Source organism: Sphingomonas sp. CV7422 (assembly GCF_027945725.1).
Taxonomy (GTDB): domain Bacteria; phylum Pseudomonadota; class Alphaproteobacteria; order Sphingomonadales; family Sphingomonadaceae; genus Sphingomonas; species Sphingomonas kyungheensis.
This window is the reverse complement of record NZ_CP115900.1, coordinates 1,917,510-1,936,152: the sequence shown is the minus strand read 5'-3', so window position 1 is coordinate 1,936,152 and position 18,643 is coordinate 1,917,510. Positions and strand designations below refer to the sequence as shown.

The window sequence follows — 18,643 nt, the reverse complement described above, 5'->3', positions numbered from 1 at the left end:
CGCCGCGCCCTCTCCATCCAAATCCGTAAGTTCGATAATATGTATTATGTAAAATCCTGTGGGTGATGCGGCTCTAGGATCAGCGTGCTGCCCTCCACCCGCCACGATTTCAGCTTCGACAGGAAGTTCATCCCGAGCACATCGGTGTCCCCGAAGGCCGGCGACACGACGACGCCGAGATCCCGTGCAGCGATATCGCCGAGCCGCAGCTCCCGCACCGTCGCGGTCTGCGCACGGATCTGGCCGTTGGCGGTGTTGAGGATCATCGGAAATGCGCTGTCGCGGACGTCGAGCGCGGCTGCCTGCGCCGTAGTCGTCGAAAGCGCCGTCACCGTCGCACCACTGTCGACGAGCATCCGTCGCGACACTCCGTCGAGCGTCACGCGCGCCCAGAAATGGCCGTCGGGCGCCATCCGGATCCGCGTCTCCTTGCCCGCGACCGACTGATCCTCGATTCTGAGCAGCCGTGCGACGTGCTGGAGGTACGGATCAAAGCGCTCCCGCTGTGCCACGACGATCGCGAGCAGCCCGAAGATTGCCGCCCAGCTGACGAGCGACAAGGCGATCCGGGCGATCGGTACGCGCCGCGCCACCAGCGCCGCGATCGGCAAGCCAAGCAACACCACATAGAATAATGCAGAGCCGCCCAGTTCGTGTGTCATGATCGAAATTCGAGTCCGTCATAGCCAGGTTCGACGCCCGGCGGCAGCGCCGCGACGAGCGTCGCATAGTCCATGGAATGATCCATATGTATGAAGGCTGACCGGCGGGGACGCAGCTCCTCGATCCAGTGCAAGACGGTCGGTACGTCGGGGTGCGTCGGATGCGGTGCGTAGCGCAGCGCGTCGACGATCCACACGTCGAGGTTGGTATAAAGGGCGCGCATCGCCGGGGTCAGCTCGTGAAAATCGGTCGCATAGCCGATGACCGCATCGTCCGTGGTGAAGCGCAGCCCGGCCGAGCTGATCCGGCCATGCGGCTGGTCGACCACATCGATGGTGATGCCGCCGATGGTCAGGCGATCCGGCAGCTCCGCCGCCTCGACCGTCGGTGGATAGCCCTGCCGCCCGGCGAAGACATAGGTGAAGCGCTCCCGCAGCGCCGCGAGCGTGCTTTGTCGGGCATAGCCCTGCACCGGCGCGCCCCGCGCATGGAAGATCTGGCGGACATCGTCGATGCCGTGGCAATGATCGGCGTGATCGTGCGTCCAGAGGATCGCGTCGACCGCCGCCACCTCCGCGGCGAGCAACTGCTCGCGCATGTCCGGCCCGGTGTCGACGAGGATGCGGGTGCCCTCATGCTCGACGAGGATCGACGCGCGGGTGCGGCGGTTGCGCGGCTCGGCGGGATCGCACACGCCCCAATCATTGCCGATCCGCGGCACGCCCGATGACGTACCGGAGCCGAGGATGCGGACCTTCATCCGCGCGCCTTGCCGAACAGCGTGAAGAAATTGTCCGCCGTCCGCGCCGCCAGCATATCGAGCGGCTCTCCGCGCAACGCGGCGAGGAAGGCGGCGGTATCGGCGACGAACGCCGGCTCACCGGGCTTGCCGCGGTTGGGCACCGGGGCGAGGAACGGTGCGTCCGTTTCGATCAGCAAGCGATCGATCGGCAGCCACGCCGCCGTCTCCTGCAGATCGCGCGCGTTCTTGAAGGTGACGATGCCCGAAATCGAGATGTAGAGACCGAGTGCGAGCGCCGCATCGGCGAAGGCGCCGCTCGCGGTGAAGCAGTGGATGACGCCGGTATAGGCCCCCTGCTCCATCTCGTCGCGCAGGATCGCCAGCGTATCCGCCTCGGCGTCGCGGGTATGGACGATCAGCGGCAGACCGGTGTCGCGGCACGCCGCGATATGCGTGCGGAAGCTCGCCTGCTGACGGATGCGGTCGGACCGTTCGTAGAAATAGTCGAGGCCGGTCTCGCCGATCGCGACGACGCGCGGGTGCGCGGCGCGCGCGATCAGCGTGGCGCGGCCGATGTCAGGATAGTGATCGGCTTCATTGGGGTGGATGCCGATCGCCGCCCATACGTCGGGCTCGCGTTCGGCGGTGGCGATCACCGCATCCCACTCGCTCTCGCGCGTCGAGATGTTGAGCATCGCGCCGACACCGCGGGCGCGCGCGCGGCCGAGCACGTCCTGCTGCTGCTCGAACACCCCCTTATAATTGAGGTGGCAGTGACTGTCCGCGAACATCATGCCGCGGCGGCCGGCAGTTCGAGCCGCGGGAAGATTGGCGACGGCGGTGCGATGACGAAGCCCGATGTCGCCTGGCGGCCGTACCAGCCGTCATCGTCGATCGCCGCGTGATCGCGCGCCCCGGCACCGATCTGGTCGAGCACCTTGCCCGCCGACTCCGGCACCACCGGCAGGATCGCGATCGCCAGCATGCGGATCGCACGAACCAGCGTGCCGAGCACCGCCTGCATCCGCTCCGGATCCGTCTTGCGCAGCGCCCAGGGCGCCTGCGCATCGATATATTGGTTGCAGGCGAAGACGCCGCGCATCCACGCCTCGATCCCCTGGCTGAGCATCAGATCGCCGAACGCCGAGGTGAGGCCGGCGCAGGCGACGACGACCTCTTCGATCAGCATCGCATCGGCCGGGTCACTGCGCCCGGCCTCGGGGAAGGCGCCGGCCAGATTCTTGGCGATGAACGACAGGGTGCGTTGCGCGAGATTGCCGAAGCTGTTGGCGAGTTCGGCATTGACGCGCGTGACGATCGCCTCGGCCGAATAGCTGCCGTCCTGACCGAAACTGACGTCGCGCAGCAGGAAGTAGCGGACCGCGTCGACACCGAACGCGTCCGTCAGCTCGTCGGGGCTGACGACGTTGCCGACCGACTTCGACATCTTCTCACCGCGGTGCAAAACGAAGCCATGTGCGAACACCTGCTTGGGGATCGGCAGCTGCGCCGACATCAGGAAGGCCGGCCAATAGACGGTATGGAAGCGGGTGATGTCCTTGCCGATCAGATGCAGATCGGCCGGCCAGAACCGCGCCAGCGACGCGGTATCGTCGGGATAGCCCGCGCCGGTCAGATAGTTGGTGAGCGCGTCGACCCAGACGTACATGACATGGCCCGGGCTGTCGGGCACCGGTACGCCCCAGTCGAAGCTGGTCCGCGACACCGACAGATCGGACAGGCCGCCCTCGACGAAGCGCATCACCTCGTTACGACGCGCCTCCGGCCGGATGAAGTCCGGGTTGGCGGCATAGAAGTCGAGCAACGGCTGCTGATATCTGGACAGGCGGAAGAACCACGTCTCCTCCGCGGTCCATTCGACCGGCGTGCCCTGCGGCGAAAGGCGCTGCCCCCCTTCCCCGTCGACCAGCTCCTTCTCGTCGTAGAAGGCTTCGTCGCGGACCGAATACCAGCCTTCGTACCGATCGAGATAGAGGTCGCCCGCGTCGCGCATCGCGCGCCAGATCGCCTGGCTGGCGGCGTAATGACCGGGTTCGACGGTGCGAATGAAGCGATCGTAGCTGATGCCGAGCTTGTCGGCCATGCCGCTGAAATGCGACGACATTTCGTCAGCGAAGGCGCGCGTTTCCATGTTCCGGGCGCGCGCGGTCTGCGCCATCTTGAGGCCGTGTTCGTCGGTACCCGTCTGGAAGCGGACGTCGCGCCCCGCTTGCCGCTGGAAACGGGCGATCGCATCGGCGGCGATCATCTCATAGGCATGGCCGATATGCGGACGCCCGTTGGGATAGTGGATCGCGGTCGTGATATAATAAGGATCGGCCATGCCGGCCTCCTAGTCGATCCACCCGGCGAGGTGAAGCGGGCTCAGCGCAGCGTCGCGACGATCGCCGCCATCTCGAACACCGTCGCCTGCGCATCGAGCGACAGGCCGAGCGCCGCGCCGGCGAGGTCGCGCGCCGCAGCCTGCGCATCGATCGCGGTCTTCAGACGCGGACCGCTGCGCCCGCGCGCCTCGCGCGCGATCAGCGTCGGCACGCGATCGAGAAAGGCTTCGTAGCGCGCGGCATTGCCCTTGCCGGCGAGCGCCTTGGCAAGCGCCGCCCGGCGCGTGTTGGCGGGATCGCCGTCCCCGGCGATGGCGACGATCGCCCGATCGATCCCGTCGATATCGAGCCCGGCATAACGGATCGCCCGCCCCGGCGCCCCCTCCCCGCTGCCGACCAGCGTCGCGATCTCGTCTTCGGACGTTTCGGGAAGCGCCTGCCGCAGTGCCGCCGCCATGTCGGTGTCGTCGAGCGCGGCGAAGCGCAGCACGCGGCAGCGCGAGCGGATCGTCGGCAGCAGCCGTCCCGGCGCGTGGCTGACCAGCAGGAAGATCGTCCCCGCCGGCGGCTCCTCGAGGTTCTTGAGCAAGGCGTTGGCGCCGTTGCGCTCGAGATCGTCCGCCGCGTCGATGATGACGACGCGGCGCGCGCCCATCGACGGCGTCGTCGCGAACATCGGCTGGAGGCTGCGCACCTGCGCGATGGTGATGCTGCGCGCGAGATCCTGATCCGGCTTGTCGGCATCCTTGGGCAGGCGGTGCAGCACGCGCAGATCGGGATGCGAGCCGGCATCGACCAGCGCCCGCGTCGGATGGCCCTCCGGCACGGCGAGGCCCGGCGCGACGGCGCCCGTGGCGCTCGCCTCGGCGAGCAGACGCAGCGCCGCGCGATGCGCGAAGCTCGCCTTGCCGACGCCTTCGGGGCCGACGATCAGCCACGCATGATGCAGCGAGCCGCCGCGCAAGGCCGCGGCGAAGGCGGCCTGCGCGTCGCTATTGCCGAACAGCTCGCTCACCGGCGTCGGATCAGCCGAACAGCGAGGTCAGCCCCGCCCAGGCGCGACCGAAGAAACCGGCTTCGCCGACGTCCTTGTCCGCGACCAGCGGCAGGCGCTGCTCGGGCAGATCCGGCGCGGTGACGACGAGATCGGCGATATGCTGGCCCGCCTTGATCGGCGCGCGGATCGGGCCTTCGTAGACGACCTTGGCGTGCATCTCCGGCACCGCGCCGGCCGGCAGCGTGACGGTCAGGTTGCGCGGCGCAACGAGGCCGACGCTGCTCGCGCCGCCCATCTGCACCTCGGCGGTCGAGACCTGCTTGCCCTGCGCGACGATCGGCTTGGCCTGCCAGGCGCGGAAGCCCCAGTCCATGAACCGCACCGATTCCTGTGCGCGACCGTTGGAAGAGGTCAGCCCGGCGACGACCATCACCAGACGGCGGCCGTTCTGCTCGGCCGATCCGGTGAAGCCGTAACCCGCCTCTTCGGTATGGCCGGTCTTCAGCCCGTCGGCGCCCGCCACGCGGCCGAGCAGCGGGTCGCGGTTCGCCTGGGTGATGTCGGCGCCCGCGCCGAGCGTCTTGCCCCAGGTGAAGCTCGGCAGCGAATAGAAGCGCTTGTACAGGTCCGGGAAGTCGCGGATCGTCGCGCTGGCGAGATGGGCGAGGTCGCGCGCGGTGACATAGGTGACGCCATTGTCGGGCCAGCCGTTCGAGGTGCCGAAATGACTGTTGGTCAGGCCGAGCTTCTTCGCCTCCGCGTTCATCCGGTCGGTGAAGGTCTGCTCGGTGCCGCTGATCCCCTCGGCGAGGACGACGCAGGCGTCGTTACCCGACAATGTGACGATGCCCTTGAGCAGATTCTCGACGCTGACATTCTCGCCGGTCGACAGGAACATCGTCGACCCCGCCTGCGGCCCGTGCCAGCGCTGCCACGTCTCGGGGCGCACCTGGAACGTCTGGTTGAGCTTGAGCTCGCCCTTCTTGATCATGTCGAACGCGACATAGACCGTCATCATTTTCGCCATCGACGCAGGCGGCATCCGCCGGTCGGCATCCCGCTGGTACAGCACCGCGCCCGACGACAGATCCTCCATATAGGCGATCGGCGCGCTCCCCTGGAACTGGGGCGCAGCGGCGATCGAGGGAACGGCGGCGGCGACGATCGCGAGGGGAGCGGCAATCAGCTTGTTCATGACGATGGTGAGGCTTTCCGGGAGATGAAGCGGGAGAAAATCGGCATAGCGCCGCGCGGCGGCGACGTCAGCCCTCAACCGCGTCGGCGAGCAGCCCGACCGACAGAGCGTAGAAATTCGAGCAATTGTAATCGAGGATCACGCGGTAATTGCCGGTGAGCAAATAGGCGGTCGCGCCCGGACCGTCGGGCTCGATCAGCGTCGCCTGCACGGTATCCGCGGGCCAGCGCCGCCCCTGCGGCACCAGTCCGAGCGCGCGCCACTCCGCCATCGTCCGCCAGCGGCTGTGCCGCTCGAACACGCGCGGGCAGCGCGGGCTGACCATCCGGTTGGTGATGCTGCGCCGGTCGAGCGACGCCGGCACGCTGACCGCGACACCCCACGGCTGACCCGGTCGCCAGCCGGCATTGGCGAAGTAATTGCCGATCGAGGCGAGCGTATCGGCCGGGCTGGTCCAGATATCCGCGCGCCCGTCGCCGTCGCCGTCGCGTGCGAGCCGCAGATAGACGGAGGGAAGGAATTGCGGATTGCCGGTCGCCCCTGCCCAGCTGCCTTTCAGCTGTTCGCGCGGAATGCCCCGGTCGAGGATCTTGAGTCCGGCGATGAATTCGCCCGCAAACAATTCGCGCCGCCGCCCTTCATAGGCGAGGCTGGCGAGACTGCGCAGCAGGTCGAAATTGCCGGTATAGGCGCCGTAGTTGGTCTCATGCCCCCAGATCGCGACCATGATCGATTCGGGCACGCCGGTCTCGCGCTCGACCCGCGCCAGCCGGGCGCGTTGCGCCTGATAGGTTGAACGACCACGACCGATTCGCGCCGCATCGACGTGGCTCGTCTTGTACGGCGCAAAGGGCGGGGTCGCGGTGCTGCCCGGATTGCCCGGCTGGGCACGGTCGAGCTGGATCGTGCGGTCGCTGAGCGTCAGCGTCGGGAAGACCGAGTCCACCGTCCGCTGCGTCACGCCGGCGGCCAGCGCCTGCTGCCGCAGCGTCTGAAGATAGGCCTGAAACCCCGCCTCGTCCTGCGCGGCGACCGGCGCCGCGGCGGCCAGCGCCAAGCTCATCGCCAAAGCGCCGGTCGTCAGCGCGCGTCGCAATCCTTGCCCCCACATGCCGGCGGTGGTGCCACAGCCGGCGCGGCGCGTGAACCTCTTATCGTCGCAGGGCTTGCACGGGCAGCCGCGGTGCGACTATCCGGGGTCCGCCGGAGGGATGGCCGAGTGGTTTAAGGCAGCGGTCTTGAAAACCGCCGTAGGTGGAAGCCTACCGTGGGTTCGAATCCCACTCCCTCCGCCACCCGGCGCCAGCGCCCTTCCCTAATTCGCCGGGCCGAGCAGCTTCTGCGCGAAATAGGTCATCTGCAACGCCTGCAAGCGCGCGCCCTGTTCGATATCGGCGTCGCCGGAATGGCCGCCGGCGGTGTCCTCGTAGAACAGATAGGGCAGGCCATATTCCTTCAGGCGCGCGGCGAACTTGCGCGCGTGCTGCGGGCCGACGCGGTCGTCCTTGGTCGTCGTCCAGATATAGGGTTCGGGATAGGCGACGCTGCGTTTGATGTTCTGATAGGGCGAGATGGTCGCGAGGAAGGCGCGCTCCTCGGGCACCGACGCCGAGCCATATTCGTCGACCCATGACGCGCCCGCGGCGATCTGTTCGTAGCGGAGCATGTCGAGCAGCGGCACCTGGATCGTCACCGCCTTCCAGAGGTCGGGATGCTGGTTGAACTCGACGCCCATCAACAGGCCGCCGTTCGATCCGCCATAGATGCCGAGCTTGGCCGGGCTGGTCAGCTTGCGCGTGAACAGGTCCTTGGCGACGCTGGCGAAATCGTCGTAGATCACCTGCCGCTTGGTCTTGCGCCCGGCATCGTGCCACTTCGGCCCGAACTCGCCGCCGCCGCGGATGTTGGCGAGGACGTAGGAGCCGCCGCGCTCGAGCCACAATTTGCCGGTGATCGCCGAATAGCCGGGCAGCATCGGCAGCTCGAACCCGCCATAAGCGGTCATGATCGTCGGCGTGCTGCCGTCGAGCGCGATGCCCTTCTTGTGGACGATGAAATAGGGCACCTTGGTACCGTCGGTCGAGGTCGCTTCATGCTGTTCGACGACGAGGTTGCTCGCGTCGAACTTGGCGGGCAGCGTCTTGACCGGTGCGGCGACGCGGCCGCTCGCGGCGTCGATCGGCAGCAGGGTCGTCGGCGTCAGGAAGCCGGTGACGGTGAGATAGCCGTGATCGCTTTTGTCGTCAGCGCTGGCGACACCGAGCGAGACGTTGTCGGGCAGCACGATCGGCCGCGCCGTCCACCCGCCCGCGCCCGGCGTATAGACAGCCGCACGCCCGCGAACATTGTCGTTGTAGATCAGGACGACATGGTCCTTGGTCGTCACCACCTCGTCGACCGACTGACGCGGGTTGGGCGCGAACACCACGGTCGGGCGGATCGCATTCGCCTGCACCTCGGCGAGCGGCGCCGAGGCGACCGAGCCGGCGGTGATCGCGCCCCACGGATCGCTGGTCTGGAACAGCACCTGGCCGGCGACCATGCCGACCGGGCTGGTCCGCGCCGGAATGTCGAGCTTCTTCGTTCCCGCCGGCGTCCAGACGTGGGTCTCGCCGCCGAAGAAGGTCACCCGCCGCTCGATCGTCACCAGCCGATTGCCCTGGCCGTCGGTGATTACGCCGGCATAGGTGCCGAGCTGGTCGGTCGGCTGGCCGCGGAAGATCTCCTGCGCGCCGGCCAGCGGCTGGCCCCGCTTCACCGTCTTGACGACGAAGGGATAGCTCGACGCGGTCATCGTGCCCTCGCCCCAGTCGCGGCTGACCAGCAGCGTATCCTTGTCGAGCCAGCTCGCGCCCTGTTTCGACTTGGGCAGCGCGAAGCCGCCGGCGACGAACTGGCCGCTGGCTAGATCGAACTCCCGATAGCTGATCGCGTCCTCGCCGCCTTCGGACAGCGCGACGAGGCACAGCCGCTCTTCGGGCTGGAGGCAGGTCGCGCCCTTCCACACCCACTTCTTGCCTTCCGCCTTCGACAGCGCATCGAGATCGAGCACCGTCGTCCACTTCGGCTGCGGCCGGGCATAGTCCGCCTCGCTGGTCCAGCGCCAGATGCCCTGCGGATGATCGGCGTCGCGCCAGAAATTGTAGATCCGGCCGAACAGCTGGCTCGGCATCGGAATACGGTCCTTCGCCGAGGCGATCGCCAGCGCTTCGGCATAGAAGGTCCCGTAGCGCGGATCGTTCTGCAACCGCGGCAGCGTGCGCGCATTCTCCGCCTCGACCCAGGCGAGCGGCTTGGCGCCGTCCTTGTCCTCGAGCCAGAGATAGGGGTCGGTCTGGGTGCTGGTCGTCATGGCGGTGCTTTGCGCGAGCGCGGGCGCGGCGGCAAGGATCGTCGAGGCGATCAGCAGGCTTCGGAGGATCATCGGCGCTAGTCTCCCTGTCGTTGGACCGGTCTTGCCGGGCAAAGCGTTGCCGCGCAATCCGCCGCGACGATCAGGAGACACGCGATGACCGATGGCCTGCCCCTGCCCCGCCGCTATGTCGCGATCGGCGCCATTTCCGCGGGGACGGCGCTGGTCATCATCGACGGCGGCATCGCCACGGTGGCGCTGCCGACGATCGCGCGCGACCTGCACGTCGGCAACAGCGCGGTGGTGGCGGTGGTCACCGTCTACCAGCTGATCCTGGCGATGATGATCCTGCCCTTCGCCGGGCTGGGCGACAAATTCGGGTTGAAGCGCACCTATCAGTTCGGCCAGCTCGTCTTCACCGTGGCGACGATGCTGTGCTTCTTCGCCAAGAGCCTGCCCTTCCTGCTCGTCGTGCGGGCCGCGCAGGCGCTGGGCGCGGCGGCGGCGCTCAGCGTCTCGTCGGCGCTGATCCGCTCGATCTACCCGGCGAAGCAGCTGGGGCGCGGGCTCGGCATCAACTCCGTCGTGGTGTCGAGTTCGGCGGCGCTGGCACCGACGCTCGGCGGCCTGGTGCTCGGCATCGCGCCCTGGCCCTGGGTCTTTGCGAGCGCCGTGCCGTTCGCCTTGCTCAGCCTCGTCCTCGGTCGGGCCCTGCCGGCGCCGCAGCCGCGCGACGAGCCGTTCGACGTGCTCGGCGCGATCATGTGCGCGAGCATGATCGGCCTCGTCATTTCGGGGGCGGAGAGCGCCGTCCACGGCGACAGTCCGGTGGTGTCGGCGGCGATCGTCGCGGTCGGCGCCGCGATCGGCTGGATCTTCGTGCGGCGCGAGCGTGGCGAGGCGAAGCCGATCCTGCCGATCGACCTGCTCGCGCGGCCGGTGATCGCGCTGTCGGCGATCGGCGCCTATACCGCCTTCACCGCGTCGATGACCCTGCTGCTGTCGACGCCGTTCCGCTTGCAGCATGGCTTCGGCTTCTCCGCCGCCGAGGTTGGCGCGGCGATCGCGCCATGGCCGCTCACCAATATGATCGTCGCACCGCTCGCCGGCTGGCTGTCCGACCGGGTGCCTGCGGGCGTGCTCGGCGGGATCGGCATGGCGGTGTCGATCGTCGCGCTGCTGCTGATCGCCACGCTGCCCGCGGACGCGGCCTATGTCGACATCGCCTGGCGGATGGCCTTGTGCGGCTCCGGTTTCGGTCTCTTCCTGCCGCCCAACGCCCGCCTCATCATCGGCTCGGCCCCGCGGGAGCGGGCCGCCGCCGCCGGTGGACTGGTCGGCACGGTCCGGCTCGTCGGGCAGACGACCGGCGCGACTTTGATCGCGGCGCTGCTCGCGATCAACGTCGGCGCCGGCATGGCGCCGCCGCTGGTCGCCGCCGGCCTTGCGGCGGTGGCGGGGATATGCAGCCTCGCCCGCCTGCGCCCGTCGATCCGCAACCCGCGCAGCGACGAGGCGGAAGACCAACAGCCGGGAACGCAGGTCTCGCGCTGACCCGCACCCGGTCGGTCTCAGCGCACCGTCAGAACACCGCCCGCGCGGTCGGCTCGCCCATCATGCGCTGACGTACGAGCGGGATCGCCGGGCCGCCGTAGCTCAGGAACTGGTCGTGGAAGGCCTTCCACGCCGTGCGGCCGCCCCGCGTCGCAGTCCAGTCGTCGCGCAGCTTGCGGATCATCAGCTTGCCGAGCGTGTAGTTGAGATAGGCGGGATCGTAGGTGCCGCGCGCCGCCTGCTGGCGCGAATTGCCTTCGTCCTGATAGCATTGCTCGCGGAACATCTGCAGGCTCTGCGCCTGCGTCATGCCGCGGGCGTGCAGGCCGATCGCCGACAGGAAGCGGCAGTCGCGCAGCAGCGCGTTGCTGATCTGGCCGACATGCGTCTCGGCATCGCCATTGCCGAGGCCGGCGTCCCACATCATCTCCTCGGCATAATGCGCCCAGCCTTCGGCGAAGGCATAGCCGACGAAGACCCGGCCGAACATCGACGGCGAGCGGTTGGCGTGGAGGAATTGCAGGAAGTGCCCCGGCATCACCTCGTGGACCGAGGTGAACAGCAGATCCTTCTTGCCCGGCACGAAGGCATCCTGCGTCTTCTTGTCCCAGGCGGGATCGGGCGGCGAGATATAATAGACCGAGGGGACGTTCTTCTCATACGGCCCGGCGGGATCGATATAGGCGGAGTTCTGCCGGTTGTAGGGCGGACTTTCCTCGACCTTCGCTTCCTCGGTGCCGGGGATGGTGACGAGATCCTTGGCGATGACGAACGCCCGTAGCTCCGGGATCTGGCGGCGCGCCTCGGCGACCGGGCCGTCGGGCGACTTGTTGGCGTTCATCTTGTCGATGCAGGCGGGGATCGTCTGGCCGGGCGCGAATTGCCGGCAGGCGGCGGCGAGCGCATCCTGGTTGCGCTTGAGGTCGGCGCGTCCCGCCGCTTCGAGCGTCGCGAGCGGGGTATCGACGCCTTCCGTCGCGCGGACCATCCGCTGGAATCGATCGGCGCCGAGTGCGAAATCACCGGTGGCGGTGCCGCGCTGTCCCTCGAGCCAGGTGCCGAGCGCCCGCACGGCCGCGCTCGCCGCCGCGGCGGACGTGGCGAGCTGTTTCTGCAAGGCCGGGTCGCGCACCTCCGCGAAGGCGGCCTTGGCATCGCCCGTGTAGTAATCGGCGAAGCCGTTGAAGCCGGCGACGCCATAATCGATGAACGATCGCGGCATCGGCGTCTTCAGATTGGCGCGGATCGCCTGCGCCGCCGCCGGCACCCGGCCGAAGAAGGCGACCAGCGCCTTCATCCGCGTCGGTGCGTCGGCATAGGGCCGCGCGATATAAACGTTGGGATCGAGCCCGCCCCCGACATAATAGGCCGGGTTGGTGTGCGGCTGATCGGCATCGTCGAGCCAGAACAATTTCCCTTCGGCGACGCGGATCAGATAGTCGCGCTCGAACCGCTCGTCGGGAGTGAGGTCGGCATCCTTGAAGCCGCGCGCGCGGTCGATCGCCTGGCGGAGGAAGGCCGACTGGCGTTTCAGCCCGGCCGCGCTCCAGTCCGGCAGTTGGCCGTCGAAATCGTGACGGCCCTGATAGACCGCAGTGGCCGGATCGAGCTTGAACCAGCCTTCGATGAACCCGTCGCGAAAGGCGGCGAAGCCCTGCGTCGCAGCGGTCCGCGCCTGGCTCTGCGCCGGCGCCGGCGTTCCGCCGAATCCTGCTGCCGTGGCGATGGCGAGCAGCGATGCCGCCGCGATGATCCGCATGACTATGTCCCCTGATTCGTTTGGTATACGTCATGCTGGCACTGCCACGCGGCGAACGCCAGCGAGGAACAGCGCGCCGGAAGCCACGTTGTCGCCAACGGATTACGAGAGGATCGGCCATGCCTTATGTGAAGACGCGCGACGGTACCGACATCTATGTCAAGGATTGGGGATCCGGCCGGCCGGTGATCCTGCTGCACGGCTGGCCGTTGTCGGCGGACAGCTGGGATCCGCAGATGATGGCGCTGGCCGATGCCGGCTTCCGCGCGATCGCTTATGACCGGCGCGGCTTCGGCCGGTCGGGCCAGCCGTGGAGCGGCTATGAGTATGACACGCTCGCCGATGATCTCGCCGACGTGATGGCGGCGACCGGTGCCGACAGCGACGCGACGCTGGTCGGTTTCTCGATGGGCGGCGGCGAGGTCGCCCGCTACATGAGCCGGCACGGCGGCAAGGGCGTGATCGCCGCGGCGCTGGTCTCGTCGGTCGTACCCTATATGCTGAAGACCGACGACAATCCCTATGGCACGCCCGAGGACAAGCTCGCCGAGATCGGGGAGAATATCCAGAAGGACCGCGCCCATTTTTTCCGCGACACCTTCTTCAAGCAGTTCTTCGGCGTCGGCGTGATCAGCCATCCGGTCAGCGACGACGTGCTCGACGCAGCGACGGCGACGGCCTTGCAGGCGGGGCTCAAGCCGACGCTCGCCTGCGCCGAGGCGTTCGGCCATACCGACTTCCGCCCGGACCTGGCCGCCTTCCGCGTCCCGACGCTGATCATCCACGGCACCAGCGACCAGACGGTGCCGATCGACGCCGCCGGTCGCGCCGCCGCGGAGGGCATCGCAAACAGCCAGCTCGTCGAATATGACGGTGCCCCGCATGGCCTGTTCGCGACGCATGGCGATCGCCTGACCAACGATCTGCTCACCTTCCTCGGCCGCTGAGGCCTGATAACCGGACCGTATCGCCCGCGCGTCAGACGACTGGCGCCGGGCGATCGGCTCCCCTATCCCACCGGCGGGCGCCGGCCGGCGTCCGCGGCCTGCACAGCGGGGATGCCTTGAGTGACCGACCCTGAAATCTACCCGATCACCGGCGATTGGACCAACGCCAGCCTCAACCCCAAACGCTACGAAGACCTGTACGAAGCCGCCGCGAGCAGCCCGGGCAGCTTCTGGCTGGATCAGGCGACCAAGCGCCTCGACTGGATCGAACCACCGACGATCGCCGGCGACTGGTCGTTCGCCAAGGCCGACTTCCATATCCGCTGGTTCGCCGATGGTCAGCTCAATGTCGCCGCCAATTGCCTCGACCGTCATCTCGCCAAGAACGGCGATACCGTTGCGATCATCTGGGAGCCGGACGAGCCCGGTGAGGCGGCGCGCCACATCACCTATCGCCAATTGCATGCCGAGGTCTGCCGCTTCGCCAACGTGCTGAAGGCGCAAGGCGTCGCCAAGGGCGACCGCGTCACGCTCTACATGCCGATGATCCCGGAAGCGGCCTATGCCGCCCTCGCCTGCGCCCGGATCGGCGCGATCCATTCGGTGGTGTTCGGCGGCTTCTCCGCCGATGCGCTCGCCGGCCGGATCGAGGATTGCGGATCGAAGATCGTCATCACCGCCGACGAGGGCCGCCGCGGCGGCAAGCGCATCACGCTCAAGGCCTGTGTCGACGAAGCGGCGAGCCGTGCCCCGTCGCTGGAGCGGGTCATCGTCGTGCGCGCGACCGGTGCCGACGTGCCGATGGGGGAGCGCGATATCTGGTATCACGACGCGCTGGCCACGGTGAGTGACATCTGCCCGCCCGAGCCGATGGCGGCGGAGGATCCGCTGTTCATCCTCTACACCAGCGGGTCGACCGGCAAGCCGAAGGGCGTGCTGCACAGCTCCGCAGGCTATCTGCTGTGGGCCGATTTCACTTTCAAGATCGCCTTCGACTATAAGCCCGGCCAGGTCTTCTGGTGCGCCGCCGACATCGGCTGGGTCACCGGGCACAGCTACATCCTCTACGGCCCGCTCTCGAACGGCGCGACGACGCTGATGTTCGAAGGCCTGCCGACCTGGCCCGATGCGAGCCGCATCTGGCAGGTGGTCGATCGCCACAAGGTGCACACACTGTTCACCGCTCCCACGGCGCTGCGTGCACTGATGAAGGAAGGCGACGACTTCGTCCGTCGGACCGATCGGTCATCGCTCAAGCTGCTCGGTTCGGTCGGCGAGCCGATCAATCCGGAGGCCTGGCGCTGGTATCACGACGTCGTCGGCGAGGGCCGCGCGCCGATCGTCGACGCCTGGTGGCAGACCGAAACGGGCGGCATCATGATCGCCCCCCTGCCCGGTGCCGTGCCGATGAAGCCGGGCTCGGCCGCCAAGCCATTGCCGGGCGTGATGCCGCAGCTCGTCGACGACCAGGGCACGCCGCTGACCGGGCCGGCCTCGGGCAATCTCTGCATCACGCAGAGCTGGCCGGGGCAGATGCGCGGCGTGTGGGGTGACGACGAGCGGTTCTTCCAGACCTATTTCACCACCTATGAAGGCAAATATTTCACCGGCGACGGCTGCCGCCGCGATGCCGACGGTTATTACTGGATCACCGGACGCGTCGACGACGTGATCAACGTCTCCGGTCATCGGATGGGGACCGCCGAAGTCGAGAGCGCGCTCGTGCTGCACGAAGCGGTGGCAGAGGCCGCGGTGGTCGGCATGCCGCACGACGTGAAGGGACAGGGCATCTACGCCTATGTCACACTCAACGCCGGCGTGACGGGCGAGGACGAACTGCGGCGGGCGTTGATCGCCTGGGTGCGGCACGAGATCGGCCCGATCGCCACGCCCGACAAATTGCAGTTCGCGCCGGCCTTGCCGAAGACCCGATCCGGCAAGATCATGCGGCGCATCCTGCGCAAGATCGCCGAAGGGGATACGTCGAGCCTCGGCGACACGTCGACGCTCGCCGATCCGGCGGTGGTCGACGATCTGGTCGCCAACCGCGTCGTCTGACCCCGTGAGCGGCGGGAGGCTGGTCTTGCCCTCCCGCCACCGCCCGGAGTAAGCGGCGCGCGAGGGAGACGAGAGCGATGCGCAGCGCGAACAGGATCGGCTGGGGCGTCGTCGCGCTGATCGGCGCCGGGGCGCTCGGCGTCATCGCCAATGCGCGCGGCGAAGCGATCAACGCCGTCTGGGTGGTGGTCGCGGCCTTGTGCGTCTACCTGATCGCCTATCGCTTCTACGCGCGCTATCTCGCCCGGATCGTCGGGATCGATCCGGCGCGGCCCACGCCTGCGATGCGCCATCCCGACGGCCTCGATTTCGTTGCCACCGACCGGCGCGTGCTATTCGGCCACCATTTCGCCGCAATCGCCGGCGCCGGACCGTTGGTCGGGCCGGTGCTCGCCGCGCAAATGGGGTATCTGCCGGGTATGTTGTGGATCCTCGCCGGGGTCGTGCTCGCCGGCGCGGTGCAGGACTTCATGGTGCTGTTCCTGTCGATGCGCCGCGACGGTCGCTCGCTCGGCGAGATGATCCGGCTCGAGATGGGCGCGGTGCCGGGGACGATCGCGTTGTTCGGCGCTTTCATGATCATGATCATCATCCTCGCGGTGCTCGCGCTGATCGTCGTGCGGGCGCTGGCGGGCAGTCCCTGGGGCCTGTTCACCGTCGCCGCGACCATCCCGCTCGCTGTGCTGATGGGCGTCTATACTCGCTGGATCCGGCCGGGGCGGGTCGGAGAGGTGTCGTTGCTCGGCCTCGTCGGGCTGATCCTGGCCATCGTCTACGGGCGCGACGTCGCCGCCTCCGCGACGCTCGCGCCGTGGTTTACCTATTCGCCGGTCGCCCTGTGCTGGATCCTGATCGGCTATGGCGCGATCGCGTCGTTGCTGCCGGTCTGGCTGCTGCTCGCACCGCGTGACTATCTGTCGACCTTCCTCAAGATCGGCGCGATCGCCGCGCTGGCGATCGGCATCGTCGTCGTCGCGCCGCCGTTGCGGATGCCGGCGCTGACCGCCTTCGTCGACGGCAGCGGACCGGTCTGGTCGGGCTCGCTCTTCCCCTTCCTGTTCATCACCATCGCCTGCGGCGCGGTTTCGGGCTTCCACGCGCTGATCGCAAGCGGCACCACGCCCAAGCTGATCGCGAGCGAGGGCGATGCGCGCTTCATCGGCTATGGTGCGATGCTGATGGAGAGCTTCGTCGCGATCATGGCGCTGGTCGGTGCGTCGATCATCGATCCCGGCGTCTATTTCGCGATGAACAGCCCCGCCGCGGTCGTCGGCACCGACGCGGCCAGCGCCGCGGTCGCCGTTACCACGATGGGCTTTCCGATCACGCCCGAGACGATCGAGACCACCGCCCGCGATGTCGGCGAAACGACGATCATCAGCCGCGCCGGCGGCGCGCCGACGCTGGCGGTCGGCATGGCGCATATCTTCAGCGCGGTGGTCGGCGGCCGGGCGATGATGGCCTTCTGGTATCATTTCGCGATCCTGTTCGAGGCCTTGTTCATCCTCACCGCGGTCGACGCCGGCACGCGGGCCGGGCGGTTCATGCTGCAGGATCTGATCGGGCTGGCGGTGCCGTCATTCCGTAACGCGACGAGCTTCCTGCCCGGCCTGATCGGCACCGGGCTGTGCGTCGTGGCCTGGGGCTTCTTTCTGTACCAGGGCGTCACCGACCCGCTCGGCGGCGTCAACACGTTGTGGCCGCTGTTCGGCATCTCCAACCAGATGCTCGCGGCGGTCGCGCTCGTGCTCGCGACGGTGGTGCTGTTCCGGATGAAACGGCAGCGCTACGCCTGGGTGACGATCCTGCCGGCGATCTGGCTGGTGCTGTGCACCGTCACCGCCAGCCTGCTCAAGCTGTTCGCCAGCGATCCCCGCGTCGGCTTCCTCGCCCATGCCAACCGCTTCGCGGATGCCGCCGCGCGGGGCCAGATGCTCGCCCCGGCGAAGACGCTCGCCGAGATGCGGCGGATCGTGCTCAACGACCGGATCGACGCGATACTTTGCGCGCTGTTCCTCGCCGTAGTGGCCTCGATCATCGGCTATGGCATCCGCACCTGTCTGATCGCGCGCAGAAGCAACGCGCCCAGCGTCAGTGAAATCCCGGCATGGCCGGCGCCGGCAGAATGAGCCTCAAGGCCCTCTGGCGCGGCCTCGCCGATACCGGCAGGCTGATGGTCGGCGTACCCTCCTACCAGGCCTATTGCGCCCATATGGCGGAGGCGCACCCCGATCGGCCGGTGCTGAGCGCGACCGCCTTCTTCCGCGATCGGCAGCAGGCGCGGTACGGCGGTCGCGGCGGCGGGCGGTGCTGCTGAGCGCGGCTCAGCCGAGCAGCAGCAAGGTCACCGCACAGATCGACAGCGCCGCGCCGCTCGCGCAGCACAACAGGCCGAAGCCGCATTGGCACAAGGTCGGTTCGTACCGGTCCATGGCATCCTCCATGCCGCTCTTCCGGCGGCGACAGAGAGCTTAACAAAGCCCGGATCGGAAGCAATAGGCTAGCGCGTGCGGGTATCGCCGCCGTCGAGCCCATCGAGCGCGGTGAGCAGCTTGGCCAAGGTCGACGAGAGTTGCGCGCGCTCGTCAGAATCGAGCGCACCGAAGACCGCGTCGATCAAGTCCTGCCGCAACGGCTCGGTCTCGCCTAGCACCCGTCGTCCCTCGTCGGTGATCGAAACCTGTTTGACGCGTCGGTCATGGGCGTCGGGGGTCCGCGCGACGAGACCGTCGCGCTCCAGTCCATCGATCGCCTCGGTCACCGTGCGCGGCGCGTTGTCGAAGAAGTCGGCGATGTCGGCCGCCCGCGCCGGGCCGCGCTTGTGCAGGAACAGCAGCAGCTTGGTGCGGGCCAGTGACGCGCCTTGTTCCGCCATCCGGCGGTTCATCAGACGCTGCATGCGCAGGAAGAGGCGGAACAGGTCCGACGCGAGGGGTTCGTTGCAAGCCATATGTGAGGACCCTCATTAAATGGTCTTGCACTATGCTGCAAGTGCGAGCATCTAGACGGCAACGACGAACCAAGAAGATGA

At 68.0% G+C, this 18,643-nt stretch carries 15 protein-coding genes and 1 tRNA gene; 6 read left to right on the top strand and 10 right to left on the bottom strand.

Translation table 11 applies throughout. The features are described from left to right. Positions 1-44 precede the first annotated feature (44 nt). The 7 genes from PBN85_RS09405 to PBN85_RS09375 all read right to left on the bottom strand — a co-directional run bounded on the left by PBN85_RS09405 (position 45) and on the right by PBN85_RS09375 (position 7,005). Positions 45-662: a retropepsin-like aspartic protease family protein gene (locus tag PBN85_RS09405; protein ID WP_037536453.1), complete on the bottom strand. Its 618-nt coding sequence runs from the start codon at positions 660-662 to the stop codon at positions 45-47. Continuing rightward, positions 659-1,423, bottom strand: a complete 765-nt coding sequence (locus PBN85_RS09400) for an MBL fold metallo-hydrolase (protein WP_271298781.1) — start codon at positions 1,421-1,423, stop codon at positions 659-661. Before PBN85_RS09400 ends, PBN85_RS09405 begins: the two co-directional genes overlap by 4 nt. After that, positions 1,420-2,196, bottom strand: a complete 777-nt coding sequence (locus PBN85_RS09395) for a TatD family hydrolase (RefSeq protein WP_271300871.1) — start codon at positions 2,194-2,196, stop codon at positions 1,420-1,422. The genes PBN85_RS09400 and PBN85_RS09395 overlap by 4 nt, the downstream gene beginning before the upstream one ends. Next, on the bottom strand, positions 2,196-3,749 hold the full coding sequence (gene metG, locus PBN85_RS09390) for a methionine--tRNA ligase (RefSeq protein ID WP_271298780.1): 1,554 nt from the start codon (positions 3,747-3,749) through the stop codon (positions 2,196-2,198). The genes PBN85_RS09395 and metG overlap by 1 nt, the downstream gene beginning before the upstream one ends. Before the next feature lie 41 nt (positions 3,750-3,790). Further along, positions 3,791-4,765, bottom strand: coding sequence for a DNA polymerase III subunit delta' (locus PBN85_RS09385; protein ID WP_271298779.1), 975 nt, complete (start codon positions 4,763-4,765; stop codon positions 3,791-3,793). Positions 4,766-4,775: 10 nt separating this feature from the next. Then, entirely contained in the window at positions 4,776-5,942 is a 1,167-nt protein-coding gene (locus PBN85_RS09380; protein ID WP_037536736.1) for a D-alanyl-D-alanine carboxypeptidase family protein, read from the bottom strand. A gap of 67 nt (positions 5,943-6,009) precedes the next feature. Beyond that, a complete protein-coding gene (locus tag PBN85_RS09375; RefSeq protein WP_235199829.1) occupies positions 6,010-7,005 on the bottom strand; it encodes a lytic murein transglycosylase in 996 nt (331 codons plus the stop codon). 142 nt (positions 7,006-7,147) lie between these two features. On the opposite strand from PBN85_RS09375, the gene PBN85_RS09370 reads away from it, so the two are divergent. Continuing rightward, positions 7,148-7,237 (top strand) — tRNA-Ser (locus PBN85_RS09370). A gap of 20 nt (positions 7,238-7,257) precedes the next feature. Here the strand turns inward: PBN85_RS09370 and PBN85_RS09365 are convergent. Continuing rightward, positions 7,258-9,366, bottom strand: a complete 2,109-nt coding sequence (locus PBN85_RS09365) for a prolyl oligopeptidase family serine peptidase (protein WP_271298778.1) — start codon at positions 9,364-9,366, stop codon at positions 7,258-7,260. 84 nt (positions 9,367-9,450) lie between these two features. On the opposite strand from PBN85_RS09365, the gene PBN85_RS09360 reads away from it, so the two are divergent. Further along, positions 9,451-10,848, top strand: a complete 1,398-nt coding sequence (locus PBN85_RS09360; RefSeq protein ID WP_271298777.1) for an MFS transporter — start codon at positions 9,451-9,453, stop codon at positions 10,846-10,848. A gap of 28 nt (positions 10,849-10,876) precedes the next feature. Here the strand turns inward: PBN85_RS09360 and PBN85_RS09355 are convergent, their stop codons facing one another. Further along, complete coding sequence (locus PBN85_RS09355) at positions 10,877-12,607, bottom strand: DUF885 domain-containing protein (protein ID WP_271298776.1); 1,731 nt, start codon at positions 12,605-12,607, stop codon at positions 10,877-10,879. Between the two features lie 119 nt (positions 12,608-12,726). On the opposite strand from PBN85_RS09355, the gene PBN85_RS09350 reads away from it, so the two are divergent. The 4 genes from PBN85_RS09350 (at position 12,727) to PBN85_RS09335 (ending at position 17,929) form a co-directional block, all read left to right on the top strand. After that, entirely contained in the window at positions 12,727-13,554 is an 828-nt protein-coding gene (locus PBN85_RS09350) for an alpha/beta fold hydrolase (protein WP_037536524.1), read from the top strand. A gap of 120 nt (positions 13,555-13,674) precedes the next feature. Further along, positions 13,675-15,612: an acetate--CoA ligase gene (gene acs, locus PBN85_RS09345; RefSeq protein ID WP_271298775.1), complete on the top strand. Its 1,938-nt coding sequence runs from the start codon at positions 13,675-13,677 to the stop codon at positions 15,610-15,612. Between the two features lie 77 nt (positions 15,613-15,689). Continuing rightward, a complete protein-coding gene (locus tag PBN85_RS09340; protein WP_271298774.1) occupies positions 15,690-17,741 on the top strand; it encodes a carbon starvation CstA family protein in 2,052 nt (683 codons plus the stop codon). Further along, positions 17,738-17,929, top strand: a complete 192-nt coding sequence (locus PBN85_RS09335) for a YbdD/YjiX family protein (protein WP_037536738.1) — start codon at positions 17,738-17,740, stop codon at positions 17,927-17,929. The genes PBN85_RS09340 and PBN85_RS09335 overlap by 4 nt, the downstream gene beginning before the upstream one ends. 183 nt (positions 17,930-18,112) lie before the next feature. Here PBN85_RS09335 and PBN85_RS09330 read toward each other — a convergent pair whose 3' ends face one another. Beyond that, entirely contained in the window at positions 18,113-18,562 is a 450-nt protein-coding gene (locus PBN85_RS09330) for a MarR family winged helix-turn-helix transcriptional regulator (RefSeq protein WP_271298773.1), read from the bottom strand. Between the last annotated feature and the right edge of the window lie 81 nt (positions 18,563-18,643).

Excerpts from the sequence above, each read along its gene's own strand:
- PBN85_RS09405 (WP_037536453.1), bottom strand. The coding sequence starts at position 662 with ATGACACACGAACTGGGCGGCTCTGCATTATTCTATGTGGTGTTGCTT.
- PBN85_RS09400 (WP_271298781.1), bottom strand. The coding sequence starts at position 1,423 with ATGAAGGTCCGCATCCTCGGCTCCGGTACGTCATCGGGCGTGCCGCGG.
- PBN85_RS09395 (WP_271300871.1), bottom strand. The coding sequence starts at position 2,196 with ATGTTCGCGGACAGTCACTGCCACCTCAATTATAAGGGGGTGTTCGAG.
- metG (WP_271298780.1), bottom strand. The coding sequence starts at position 3,749 with ATGGCCGATCCTTATTATATCACGACCGCGATCCACTATCCCAACGGG.
- PBN85_RS09380 (WP_037536736.1), bottom strand. The coding sequence starts at position 5,942 with ATGAACAAGCTGATTGCCGCTCCCCTCGCGATCGTCGCCGCCGCCGTT.
- PBN85_RS09375 (WP_235199829.1), bottom strand. The coding sequence starts at position 7,005 with ATGAGCTTGGCGCTGGCCGCCGCGGCGCCGGTCGCCGCGCAGGACGAG.
- PBN85_RS09365 (WP_271298778.1), bottom strand. The coding sequence starts at position 9,366 with ATGATCCTCCGAAGCCTGCTGATCGCCTCGACGATCCTTGCCGCCGCG.
- PBN85_RS09360 (WP_271298777.1), top strand. The coding sequence starts at position 9,451 with ATGACCGATGGCCTGCCCCTGCCCCGCCGCTATGTCGCGATCGGCGCC.
- PBN85_RS09355 (WP_271298776.1), bottom strand. The coding sequence starts at position 12,607 with ATGCGGATCATCGCGGCGGCATCGCTGCTCGCCATCGCCACGGCAGCA.
- PBN85_RS09350 (WP_037536524.1), top strand. The coding sequence starts at position 12,727 with ATGCCTTATGTGAAGACGCGCGACGGTACCGACATCTATGTCAAGGAT.
- PBN85_RS09340 (WP_271298774.1), top strand. The coding sequence starts at position 15,690 with ATGCGCAGCGCGAACAGGATCGGCTGGGGCGTCGTCGCGCTGATCGGC.
- PBN85_RS09335 (WP_037536738.1), top strand. The coding sequence starts at position 17,738 with ATGAGCCTCAAGGCCCTCTGGCGCGGCCTCGCCGATACCGGCAGGCTG.
- PBN85_RS09330 (WP_271298773.1), bottom strand. The coding sequence starts at position 18,562 with ATGGCTTGCAACGAACCCCTCGCGTCGGACCTGTTCCGCCTCTTCCTG.